Below are 11,382 nucleotides of genomic sequence, written 5' to 3'. Positions count from 1 at the left end.
TTCGGCGTTGACCGCTATGGCCAGGGTGATGGTGGGACTGTAGTGGGCCGAGGAGCCGCGGAATCCCAGGCTCCGGCGGGCCTCATCCTCCAGCAGCGTGGTCTGCCGGGCCACCCGCATCAGCTTCTCGCCGGACTCGGTGACCCGCACCGGAACGGTTCTGGTCAGCAGGACATGGCCGACCTCACGCTCCAGGGCTTTGATCCGTTGGGAGAAGGCGGAGCCGGAGATCTGCAGCAGATCCGCTGCGGCGTCGAAGGTCCCCTCATCCACCGCCAGCACAAAGGCGCGCAGGTGATCGGTGTTCATCTGGCAGAGTCTAGCCGGATCATCTGAAGCATCGCTTCAGACAGTGAAGAATATTGAGCTGGTACGGATCTGTTGTGCAGCGCAGAATAGTGCCCATGCTGACTGTTCTGCTCACCGGGTTCTTCGCCTGCCTGGCCATCATTGTGGCGATCGGACCGCAGAGCGCCTACCTGCTGCGCCAGGGGCTGCGCCGGGATCGGGTGATGCTGGCGGTGCTGTGCTGCCTGGTGGGTGATGCCCTGCTGCTGACCGCCGGCACCGCCGGAGTGGCAGTGGTTTTGGAGCACGCGCCGTGGCTGCTGGACGTGCTGCGCTGGGCGGGGGTGGCCTACCTGAGCTGGTTCGCCTACCGCTCCTTCCGCTCGGCCTTCACGGCGGGAAAGTCGCAGAAGACTGACGACGACGCCGGCACCGTCCACGTGCTCATGACCTCGCAGATCCCCACGGTGGACCCCGCCGGTGGGGCTGCTCAGTCCACTGCGACGCGGCAGAAGGTCCACGTCACCGGGGTCTCCAAGGTCAGCACAGTGGCGTCCACGGCGCTGGCGCTGAGCATCGTCAATCCGCATGCGTGGGTGGACTCGTTGGTGGTGCTGGGCACGATGGCCAATTCCTTCGCCGATCAGCGGTGGTTCTTCGCCGCAGGGGCCTTCCTGGCGTGCATCGTCTGGCACACCGCCCTTGCCGGCGGCGGCAGCGCCCTGGCCGCCTGGCTCAACCGACCACGCACCTGGCAGTTAATTGACCTCAGCATGGGCGCCATCATGCTGCTCGTCGCCGCACTGCTGGCGGTCTCGGGCTTCTGATCGATCAGCCGCGCTCATCCAGGACGGAGGCAGCCGCGTTGAAGCCGCTCATCCCGTGAGCCCCACCGCCGGGCGGGGTGGCGCTGGAGCATAGGAAGACGCCGTCGACGCCGGCGGAGTAGGGCCGCAGCGCGCTGACCGGCCCGGAGAGTGTGGTGCGCAGCCCGGCCACTCCCCCGCTGACGCTGCCGCCGACCAGGTTCGCGTTCCACCCTTCCAGCTGAGCCGGACCCCAGATCATGCGCTGCAGAACACTGCGGCGGAAATTGGGGGCCTGCCGGGTGATCTCGGCGTCGATCAGTCGCACCGTCCGGGCCACCCCGGCGTCGTCGAGCCCGTTGGGCACGTGGGCATAGGCCCAGCAGACCGTGCGCTCATCCGGTGTTCGGGTGGAGTCGGCTGCGCTGGGCTGGGCCAGCAGCACATAGGGCCGGCCGGGCAGCACGCCCCGGTTGGCGGCAGCTTCGCTGGCGACCACCTGGCGGCCGCTTCCGCCCAGGTGCACGGTACCGGCGCGGGCCAGCTCCGGGTGCTGCCAGGGGATCGGCCCATCGAGCAGGTAGTCGACCTTCACCACCCCGGGACCGTAGTCCCATCGGCGCAGCGACCCGCGCGCCCGAGGCGCCAGCGGCAGACCCTGAAGGCCCAGCACCTGGGCCGGGGTGAGATCCAGGACGACGACGTCGGCCTCCTGCTGCCCCGCTGACGAACCGGTCGGCTCACCGGTCGCCTCACCGGTGCCGCGCTGGTGAGCAGCTGAGCCTTCTACGCGCCACCGGCGCGGCCGGCCGGCGCTGCGCCCCCGCTTTGGCACCTGCTGGACGCCGGTGACGCGGAAGCCGGTTCGGATGTCTCCGCCGTGGCTGCGCAGTTCGGCGACCAAAGCGTCGACGAGCTTCTGGGTGCCTCCGCGCACTGCCGGCCATCCCTGCGCATGGGCCGCCGCACCGAAGGCTAAGCCCACGGCCGCGGTCAGCGGGTTGCTCAGGGGTGCGGTGGAGTGGGCGGCCAGTCCGGCGAAGAGGGCGCGGGCTCTCTCGGTGCTGAAGCTGCGCATCAGGCTGCTGGCGGGCATCGCCCCGGCTGAGCCCAGCTGCATCAGCGCTGCGGCGCGTCCGATCCGGGTGAATGACGCGCGGCCCAGCGGCGGGTTCAGCACCGCCTGTCGCACCTGGTCCCAGTTGTCGGTCAGTGGGCCAACGACCCATCGCCAGAGGTCGCCGTCGCGCCCCAGCGCTTCGGCCGTCTCCTCCAGGGAGGCGTGCAGCAGTGCCGGGGGTTCGCCGTCGATACCGTGGGCGGCGGGGATCTGCGGCTGGGCCCATTCGACGTCGTGGTGTCCCAGCAGCTCATCATAGGCCGGCGACGCCGCGGAGAGCGGGTGGATGCTCGCCCCCAGATCGCTGATAATCCCGGGGCCGAAGAGCTCGGCCGAACGCGCCGCACCGCCGGGGGTCGGCCCGGCCTCGTAGACGGTGACCTCCCAGCCGGCGCGGGCGAGCCGGCAGGCCGCGGCGAGTCCATTGGGGCCCGAGCCCACAACTGCGGCGCGCTGCGTCATCAATTCATCCTACTGGCGCAGGCCACTGTCACAGCGATTCCCCCCGGCGGACCCGTTCCACCACCGCAGCGATGTTTCGGATGAACACCACCAACCAGGCGAAGAGGATCGCGACGCCGATCAGCTCCAGGGAGGTCAGGTTCCAGTAGCCCACCGGCTCCCACAGCAGGAAGGCGCCGACCAGCGCGGCGGCGGCGAAGTAGCTGAACAGGAAGAAGATCTGCGGGAACCCGGGCAGCACGTAGGGCGTGCTGACCAGCAGCAGCAGGAAGAACACTCCGAAGGCGGCGGTGACCAGCGTGTGGCCGTCCAGACTGACGCTGATGGGGATAAGACCCACCGCAGCCAGGGAGAGCCCCATGCCGATCATCCCCACCCGCAGCAGGACAATCCGAGGGGTGCGGATATAGCCGCTGAATGCGTTGCGGACTCGGGTGGACAGCGGAATGCGGCCCGAAGACCTGCGGTGAGTCTCAGCACGCTCAGCGAGACGCTGCGCCACCTGGGTGCGCTGATGCTCGCTCCAGATCTGCAGGTCGCGAGTGAGGAAGGCGGTCAGCGTGGTGATGATGACCCCCGAGACCACCAAGGTGGTGTTGAACGTCCAGAAGCTGGTCAGTCCGGCCTGGCCGGTGCCCAGCTCGGAGAACATTACATGCCACCAGAAGGGGTTCTCCGCGAAAAGCATCGAGACCAGCACACCGGAGGCCATGAATATTGCCAGCAGGGTTGAGAGGCTGAAGGCGGTGATCCGCGCTCCGGAGTTGAAGCTGAAGTAGGAGGCGACACCGCCGACGACGGCCAGCAGGACCGCACCGGCAATATCGTCGACGGTCAGGCCGATGAAGGCCTCCTGAAAAACGCGGAAGAGGCCGAGGGCGGCCATCACAGCGATCGAGGAATGCACCACCAGCAGGGCCAGGGTGTCCACCAGCTGCCGAACCCTGGGCCGTTCTCCCAGCCAAATGTTCGCCATGCGCGCGTTGAGGGAATACCCCAGCAGAAATGAGGCCCCGGCGGTGACCCCGCCGATGATGGAGGCGTAGAACTGGATCGAGAAGTCACCGGCGAGCGCGGGCCGCTCACCGGCGAACACGATGTAGCCGAACACCACGCCGATCAGACCCCCACCCAGCGCGTTCCAGATGGCGCGTGACTCAATGAGCACCTGCAGCCGCGCCTGATTCTGCGCCTGCCGCGGTGTGGTCGTGGAAGGATGCGTGGACTCTTCGACCGCTGCCTGAGCAGCGAGCCTGCGTGCTCTGCCCGGGGAGCGGAAGGATCTCACCGCACAAGATGTACCAGATCAGCAGTGACTATCCAACGCGGCACCGACTAGATTGGAGCTGTGAGCACCCCACCCCAGAAAATCGACGTCGGACCGCACGTTGCGGCGTACCAGCTGCGCATCAGCGCACCGGCAGATCAGCTCTATCGGCTGGCGGCCGATCCGCATCGGCACCATGAGATCGACGGCTCGGATACGGTCCGGTCCCGCGCCGTCGGAGCCCATGAACTCACCGAGGGTGCGAAGTTCTCCGTACACATGCGCCGGTTCGGCCTCCCCTACCGGCTTCCGCTGCGCGTGACCGCAGCCCGGCCGCCTCAGGGTCAGGTCCCCGGCGTCGTCGAGTGGCGCCAGCCCACAGGCCACCGGTGGCGTTGGGAGTTCGAACCTCACCCCGACGGCAGCACCACGGTCACCGAGACCTACGACGCGACCCGGCAGAATCCGGCCGCCCGGGCGGTGCTGGGGATGGCGGGTGTCCCGCAGCAGAACGCGCACAGCATTCGGGCCTCGCTGCGGCGGATGAGTGCCCGGTTTGAGTCCGCTGGGTGAGTTCGACCCCGCTGGGTGAACAGATCCGCGGTTGCGCGCACCGAGAAATCGCGGCCGGCACCCCTGCCGGGCAGCGCAGTTGCCGATAAGCTTGAGCGTGATGGGCGAGTGAACTTTTCGTCAGATGCGACGAAATATGTAGAGTGCGCCCCACGTTGCCCCTAAGCGCCCGTACTGCCGTTCCAGTGCCCGCGCCTCTCATACCTGGCAGGAGTAAGCTGCATGTTCAACGCCGAAGTGAATCGTGCTCTGAATGCCGCGGCCGCTCTGATCAATACGGCCGAAGGTTCCAGAAGCGCCAAACACACCCCGGACACACTGGAGACCGTGGAGGGATTGGCCTCCTTCCTCGAAGCTCAGGAGCCTGAGCTTCAGTGGTCCGCCTCAGCCGCCGACGACGACCAGCTGCAGAAGGTCCGTCAGCTGCGCAGCACCCTGCGCAGGGTCTGGGAAGCCGGACCTCACGCCACCGATGAGCTTCAGCTGATCAATGAGCTGCTGGAAGGAGTGGGCACACAGCTGGTCCGCTCCGCTGAGGCTGGCGAGCCGGAGGTGGTGGAATCTCCGATCCCGGTCTCCTCGCAGACGCATCACGTGATGACAGCGAGGTTCGCTGCGGCTCTTTCCCACCTGGTGGTGGCCCAGGAGACCCGGCGGCTGCGCATCTGCCGCGGCGAGGACTGTGATGCGGCCATTGTGGATCTCACCCGCAATCGTTCCAAGCTCTTCTGCGACTTCGGCAACTGCGCCAACCGGGCGCATGTGCGGGCCTACCGTGCCCGCCGGGCCGCGCAGCAGCGAGCCGAGGAGGCCGGCAGCGGGCGCAGACCCCCAGCGCAGCGGAGCAAGCCATCAGCCGCGGAGAAGGCGGAGGAGCTCAGCCGTCCGACGTCGGACTCTGCGGTGGCGGCCAAGGAGTTCCGCAACCGGATGCGCGATGAGCTGATGGAGACCAGGCAGAAGAAGTTGGAGAAGGAAAAAGACTCGAAGAAGTAGGCGGCCTATTCGCTGCGTTGGCCGTAGTCCGGGTCCTGCGGATCTTGTGACTCCTGCGCGCTGGACTCCTCGGCCTCCTTCTGCCGCGCCTTCTCTCGGCGGGCTGCGACCTGCTGCCGGTACAGCTCCTCCGATCTGCGGTTCACCCCGGAACCCTCAGAGAGGTGTGCCGGGTTCTCCCGTGAGGCCAGCTGCAGCATGGAGACGATGAGCAGACTGGCGATGAATGCGATGCCGAAGGCCAGCAGCGCCAAGTTGACCGGGTTGTCCATGGCCGAGGAGGTGTGCTCCACGCGCGGGTTGTCCGTGCCGCCGGAGGAGACGATCAGGGTGACGACTCCCGCCACGACCCCCAGGGCAAAGGAAAAGATCAGGGGAGCCTTCACCGACTCCAGTATGGAGCGGCGATCCTTGGGGTCCTCGGCCACGTGTGATTCGTCCTTTGTGAGCAGTGGGTGAGTCATCCGGCACCTTCGGCCGGGGCATCACCATTCTACGCCGTGTAGAAGATGCGATCTAACCGGCCTTCTTCGACTCGTGGGTCAGGCCGGCGGCGGAGATCAGCAGCAGCACAGCCATCACCACCACCCCCATGCCGGAGATGCCCAGAATCCCGTGGGCATCCAGTCCAGCACCCAGGAAGAGCCCAACGCCGGTGAGCACACCGACCACACCGAGGATCAGGTGGTCTCGGGCCGGAACGAACTGTGAGCGGACCCGGAAGGCGCCGACGAACTCAGCCACCCCCATCAGCACGAAGCCGAGGCCAGCGATGATGGCCAGGGCGGCGGGGGAGGCTGCGAAGATGGCGGCGATGCCGGAGAATATCCACCCCGCTGCGCCCAGCGAGATGCTGGTGCGCATCGCGACCGGCACCGACTCCACCTTCACGTAGTCCCAGACGGCGGTGGCTGCCAGAATGAAGAAGGCTGCCAGCCCGATGCGGGCCAGGGTCATGGTCTCGTCGGTGGTGAAGACGGTGAACAGCGCGAAGATCGCCGTGATGACTGCTCGGGTCCAGGCTGGGCGAAGCAGTGCTGCGGCAGTTGTGGGATCGACATGGGCTACAGGCACCCCAGCAGTCTACTATTTATTCGCCCAGCACCTTATTCGCCGAGCACCATCCAGCGGGTGCCCACGGCACGGATGCCCAGGGTCAGCGCACGAGCCCCCATGAAGACCACGGCGAAGGCCACCCAGAGCCACAGGATGATCTGGGTCTGTTGCCCGCCGGAGACGGTGTCGTGCACCCACCACAGCACAGGCAGGTAGATGCCCAGATTCACCACCCCGACCAGAGCCAGGTAACGGACGTCGCCGGCACCCATGAGGACCCCGTCGAGCACGAACACGTAGCCGGCCAGCGGCTGGGAGACGGCCAGCACGAACAGTGCCACAGTGATCGCCTCGGCCACTGTGGCACTGGGGGTGAACAGCCGCGGCACCCAGGGGGCGGCCGCCGCAGTGAGGGCACCGACGACCACGCCGAAGCCCACCGCCCACAGGGTCATGACCCTGACCATACGGCGGGCCGCAGCCTCGCGCCCGGCACCGAGCTCCCGGCCGATCAGCGCCTGGGCGGCGATGGCGAGCGCGTCGAGCACGAACGCCAAGGTGGAGAAGAAGGTGAAGGCCACCTGGTGTGCGGCCAGGGTCTCGGGCCCCAGATCGGTGGCGACCACAACAGTGGCGACGATCGCTGCCCGCAGGGTCACGGTGCGCAGCATCATCCAGCTGCCCACACCTGCGGCCCGGCGCAGTGCGGCCGGTTCGGGCCCCAACGCGACGCCTGCGGCGCGAATGCGTGGGATCAGCATCCACAAATAGGCGATGGCCATGCCCCACTGCGCCAGTGAGGTGCCGATGGCCGCCCCGGCCACACTGAGTCCCACCGGGTGGACGAGGATCAGGTTGAGCAGCGCGTTGGCGCCGAAGCCGGCCGCAGCCACCACCAGCGGGGTTTTGGTGTCCTGGAATCCGCGCAGCATCCCCACGGCTGCAAAGACCAGCAGCATCGCCGGCAGGCCCGGCAGCGACCACAAAAGGTAGCTCAGCGCGTGATGGTGGACGTCGTCGTCGCTGCCCATGGCGACCAGCAGCGGCTCAGCGAGGGCCACACCGGCCAGTGCGAGCACCCCGCCCAGCATGATGGCCAGCCACAGGCCGTCGCGGCCGGCTGCCAGGGCCTTGGTGGGCCTGCCTGCTCCGACGAACCGGGCGACGGCCGGGGTGGTGGAATAGGCCAGGAAGATCATGATCCCGACCACGGTCTGCATCACGGTCACCCCCAGTGCCGCACCCGCCAGCTCTTCCACGCCGAGCCAGCCGATGATCGCGGTATCGGCCAGCAGGAACAGCGGTTCGGCCACCAGGGCGCCCAGGGCCGGCACGGCCAGCGCCAGGATCTGCCGAGGCAGCGGCCGCGGGTCGCCGGAGTGTGGGTCGCCGGGCCGCGGGTCACCGGGGTGCGGCCCCGAGCTCTGCTGGCTGCTCACCCGATAATGCTGGCCAGCACCGTCAGGGTCGCCAGGCCGCTGTCGAGGTTCTCATAGTCCTCCAGCACACCCTCGGCCCACGGCTGGACGAAGAACGCCACCAGCAGGGAGACGAAGTTGTTGAATGCGTGGATCAGCCAGGCGTAGAACAGGTTCCGCCCGGCCACGATGTAGCCCACGGTGATGAGAATGCCCATGGTCACATACGGCACCACCGACACCAGGGTGAGGTCGTCGCTGGCGCCCAGCAGCGCGGGAATGAAGTGCAGCAGCGGGAAGGTCACCACCGAGATCGCCCCGCAGATCCACACGTTGATGTGTCGGGAGAGCTTGCCCACCAGCAGATGCCGGAAGAAGAATTCCTCCACCAGGGGCCCCAATACCGCCAGGACGACGACGGCGCCCAGGAACGGTACGGCGTCGAGCATGGCGGTGATCGCCTCCTGGTTTGCGCTGGTCTGCGGCTGCGAGCCCAGGCCGAAGAGCACAAAGACGACGTTGAGCACCATCATCACGAACCAGCCCACCGGGATCAGCAGCAGCTTCAGCCACCACAGGTAGCTGAAGGCTTTGATGGAGCGCCACAGCGCCCGTCCGCACAGCAGCACAGCGATGAGCGCCAGCACCCCGTAGCCGATGGCGTTGATGAGGAACGTTCCGAACTGGGCGGTGGCGGCGTCGTCGGAGTTGAGAAGTTCGGCCAACGGCGGCAGCAGGCCCACCAGCCCCACCAACCCGGAGAGGAAGCCGAGCACGTAGAACAGGGACGCCCCCAGGTCCCACCAGGTGAACCGTCCGGGCTCGGAGTCCCGCTGGCGCTTGCGCTGCGGCGCGGGACCCCAGCCGCCGGCGAACTGGGGAGGCTGCTGCCACGGAGCCTGTTGTCCCTGTGCCTGCTGCACCGGTGCCTGCGGATAGCCACCAGCAGGTGGGCTCTGCTGATAGGGGCCCTGCTGTTCCGGGGGCTGGCCCTGCTGGGGGTCGGGGCCGTAGGGATTGGGGATCGGCGGGGGCTGCTGTTCAGGCGGCTGTTCGGGGGGCTGCTGCGGTGAGGTCATCGTGACATCACCCTATCTGGAGGGTTCAGCGTTCTCCTCAGCCTTGAGAGGTAGATAGATCCGAGGTCTGGACCACACCCTCATTCGGGCCTGTATGCGGGCTGGGTGTCAGCAGGGTGGCATTGCGCAGGTCTCGGATGCGGCGGGCCTTCTCGGCGACCATGTGGTCCTCGTCGCTGATCGGCTCCCAGCGGGTGATTCGTCGCGCCGCGCCGCTGCCGTCGGGGGCGACCATCACCGGCATGCCGTAGGCGACCACTTCGGGATTGCGCTCCCACCGGTTGCCGGAGCGGACCCGTACCAGTACGTGCATGGACTTCGAACCGGTGAGCACCAGCCGAGCATCGACCTCCACCAGGTCACCGATGGTCACCGGGCGGTAGAAGCGCACGCCCCCGGTCAGCACGCTGGCGACGTCGAAGCCGCAGTAGCGCTCTGCACAGATTTCGGCGGCCAGGTCGATCCACTTCATCACCGCACCACCGCGGATCTTGCCGTCGGGGTAGCGCTCCTCCGTCTCAGCGGGGAACCGCATGGTCAGCGCCTCCATAGTGGCGAATCCGGTCGGCAGAGACTGGATCTCCTCCTCGACTCGGCGGCGGAAGACCATGCGGCGGACGGCATCCACATCACGACGGCGCTGCAGTTCGGTGTCCGGCTCGAAACCCGGCACTTCGGTGGGTTCACCGTCCTTGCCCAGCGCCACGTAGATCATGAAGCACTCGGTGCAGGTCTGCCAGCCCCCGTCGTCGCTGGGGATGAGCACCCGGGTCTGCACGTGCACACTGGTGCGCCCGGTGTGCACCACCCGGGCCTGGACGGTCACCGGGGTGTCGCGCGGCACCGGCACGGTGAAGTGCATATTTCCCACATAACTGGTCACACAGGAAACACGCGTCCACGACGCCGCACAGGCGTAGGCGGTCTTATCGATCCAATCGACCACGACGCCGGCCGGCACCGGGGTCTCCCGGGACACGGTGGTGACCTCTCGGAAGGTCAGCTCAATACTGGATCTGCGCGCCACCCTTACGACGGTAGCACCAGTCCTTCCGCATTATCACCGTGCTGTCGGTTCATCACCCTCGTCTACGACGGTGATGAACCGATAAGAAGGTGATAAAGCGGGCGGGGCGTGGGTGGATGCACGGGCGGGTACGCGAGCAGGCGCGCACGGGCGGCAGTTTTAGGGGCTGATCATTTACCGGCCTAAGATGGTGGCCGTGTGTGAGCACGCTGAAACGATGCCCGAAATGCGTGACGACGTGACCGGCCCGGCCCCGATGAGCGTGAGGTAAGTATGCACCCCTTCGAGAATCCCTTCCGCCACGGCGCCGAGGCGAAGCGGCACGCGCTGCGCCACTTCCGGGCCACCCTGTTCGACATGGACGGGGTGGTCACCGATACCGCACGAGTCCACGCCCAGGCGTGGAAGGAACTCTTCGACGCCGTCCTGGAGCAGATCGCCGGCTCGGCGCAGCCGGAGTTCACCGACAGCGACTACCTCAGCTATGTGGACGGCCGCCCGCGGGAAGAGGGCGTGCGTTCGCTGTTGGCCGCACGCTCGCTGCAGGTGCCGGAAGGAACGCACGACGACGGTCCGGATGAGCTGACCATTCACGGGCTGGCCGCTCGCAAGCAGGGGTTCTTCGAAGCGGTGCTCGACCGTGACGGCGTCGTCGTCTTTGACACGGCGGCTCAGCTGATCAGCCAGTTCAGCGCCGAAGGGATCCCCACTGCGCTGGTGACCTCTTCGCGCAACGGGCGCGAGGTGCTGCGCCGGGCCGGGCTGATCGACGCATTCGACGTGATCGTCGACGGCACTGACGCACAGCAGCTGGGGCTGGGCGGCAAGCCGAAGCCGGACATGTTCCTCTACGCCGCAGATCAGCTGGGTGTGGAGCCGCAGGATTCGATCGTGGTGGAGGACGCGGTCTCCGGGGTGCAGGCGGCTCGCTCCGGGAACTTCGGCATGGTGGTTGGCGTCGACCATGGTGAGGATGCGCCTCGGCTCAAGCGCAGCGGCGCCGATGTGGTGGTCAGCGACCTCGCTGCGGCGAAGCTGCAGACCCGCACCACGCGTCCCTTTGATCCGCTGTGGGTGCTCGCCTATGACTCCTTCGAGCCGGAAGAGGAGTCCACCCGTGAGGTGCTGTTTCACATGGCCAACGGCTACTGGGGCACCCGCGCCTCCTATCCGGGCACGGTGGCTGATGCGACCCACTATCAGGGCAATTACATCGCCGGGGTATTCAACCGCCTGACCACTGACCTCATGGGCAAGTCTGTGGAGACCGAACATATGGTCAACATCCCG

The 11,382-nt window shown here is 67.2% G+C and carries 12 protein-coding genes; 4 read left to right on the top strand and 8 right to left on the bottom strand.

Annotated elements, in window-relative coordinates; genetic code table 11:
• The coding region (locus FHX47_RS10525; RefSeq protein WP_183358875.1) for a LysR family transcriptional regulator at positions 1–309 on the bottom strand (309 nt) is incomplete at its 3' end.
• A 95-nt stretch (positions 310–404) separates the two neighbouring features.
• Here FHX47_RS10525 and FHX47_RS10520 point away from each other — a divergent pair.
• Positions 405–1,115 (top strand): LysE/ArgO family amino acid transporter, encoded by a 711-nt coding sequence (locus FHX47_RS10520; RefSeq protein ID WP_183358660.1) that lies wholly within the window; start codon positions 405–407, stop codon positions 1,113–1,115.
• A gap of 4 nt (positions 1,116–1,119) precedes the next feature.
• Here the strand turns inward: FHX47_RS10520 and FHX47_RS10515 are convergent, their stop codons facing one another.
• The gene (locus tag FHX47_RS10515; protein ID WP_183358661.1) at positions 1,120–2,676 is read right to left on the bottom strand and encodes a phytoene desaturase family protein; all 1,557 of its coding nucleotides are present in this window, start codon (positions 2,674–2,676) and stop codon (positions 1,120–1,122) included.
• Positions 2,677–2,704: 28 nt separating this feature from the next.
• Complete coding sequence (locus FHX47_RS10510) at positions 2,705–3,964, bottom strand: hypothetical protein (RefSeq protein WP_183358662.1); 1,260 nt, start codon at positions 3,962–3,964, stop codon at positions 2,705–2,707.
• Positions 3,965–4,024: 60 nt separating this feature from the next.
• Between FHX47_RS10510 and FHX47_RS10505 the strand changes: the two genes are divergently transcribed.
• On the top strand, positions 4,025–4,516 hold the full coding sequence (locus FHX47_RS10505; protein ID WP_183358663.1) for an SRPBCC family protein: 492 nt from the start codon (positions 4,025–4,027) through the stop codon (positions 4,514–4,516).
• 222 nt (positions 4,517–4,738) lie between these two features.
• A complete protein-coding gene (locus FHX47_RS10500) occupies positions 4,739–5,512 on the top strand; it encodes a CGNR zinc finger domain-containing protein (RefSeq protein WP_183358664.1) in 774 nt (257 codons plus the stop codon).
• Positions 5,513–5,517: 5 nt separating this feature from the next.
• Here FHX47_RS10500 and FHX47_RS10495 read toward each other — a convergent pair whose 3' ends face one another.
• From FHX47_RS10495 to FHX47_RS10475, 5 genes are all read right to left on the bottom strand, one after another.
• Complete coding sequence (locus FHX47_RS10495) at positions 5,518–5,976, bottom strand: hypothetical protein (protein ID WP_183358665.1); 459 nt, start codon at positions 5,974–5,976, stop codon at positions 5,518–5,520.
• A 52-nt stretch (positions 5,977–6,028) separates the two neighbouring features.
• Entirely contained in the window at positions 6,029–6,586 is a 558-nt protein-coding gene (locus tag FHX47_RS10490; protein ID WP_183358666.1) for a hypothetical protein, read from the bottom strand.
• A 32-nt stretch (positions 6,587–6,618) separates the two neighbouring features.
• Entirely contained in the window at positions 6,619–7,902 is a 1,284-nt protein-coding gene (locus tag FHX47_RS10485; protein ID WP_183358877.1) for an MATE family efflux transporter, read from the bottom strand.
• 101 nt (positions 7,903–8,003) lie between these two features.
• Positions 8,004–9,065, bottom strand: coding sequence for a CPBP family intramembrane glutamic endopeptidase (locus FHX47_RS10480; protein WP_183358873.1), 1,062 nt, complete (start codon positions 9,063–9,065; stop codon positions 8,004–8,006).
• 37 nt (positions 9,066–9,102) lie between these two features.
• A complete protein-coding gene (locus FHX47_RS10475; protein WP_183358871.1) occupies positions 9,103–10,092 on the bottom strand; it encodes a hotdog domain-containing protein in 990 nt (329 codons plus the stop codon).
• A gap of 273 nt (positions 10,093–10,365) precedes the next feature.
• On the opposite strand from FHX47_RS10475, the gene FHX47_RS10470 reads away from it, so the two are divergent.
• Positions 10,366–11,382, top strand: a 1,017-nt coding sequence (locus FHX47_RS10470; RefSeq protein WP_183358870.1) for a beta-phosphoglucomutase family hydrolase, incomplete at its 3' end; no start/stop codon positions are given.

It is taken from the genome of Garicola koreensis (assembly GCF_014195445.1).
Lineage (GTDB): Bacteria > Actinomycetota > Actinomycetes > Actinomycetales > Micrococcaceae > Nesterenkonia > Nesterenkonia koreensis.
The sequence above is the reverse complement of the archived record's forward strand: the minus strand, read 5'-3'. Positions and strand labels throughout refer to the sequence as shown.

What these genes read in the sequence shown, in the direction of transcription:
- FHX47_RS10515 (WP_183358661.1), bottom strand. Translation starts at nt 2,676, where the DNA reads ATGACGCAGCGCGCCGCAGTTGTGGGCTCGGGCCCCAATGGACTCGCC.
- FHX47_RS10480 (WP_183358873.1), bottom strand. Translation starts at nt 9,065, where the DNA reads ATGACCTCACCGCAGCAGCCCCCCGAACAGCCGCCTGAACAGCAGCCC.
- FHX47_RS10495 (WP_183358665.1), bottom strand. Translation starts at nt 5,976, where the DNA reads ATGACTCACCCACTGCTCACAAAGGACGAATCACACGTGGCCGAGGAC.
- FHX47_RS10520 (WP_183358660.1), top strand. Translation starts at nt 405, where the DNA reads ATGCTGACTGTTCTGCTCACCGGGTTCTTCGCCTGCCTGGCCATCATT.
- FHX47_RS10500 (WP_183358664.1), top strand. Translation starts at nt 4,739, where the DNA reads ATGTTCAACGCCGAAGTGAATCGTGCTCTGAATGCCGCGGCCGCTCTG.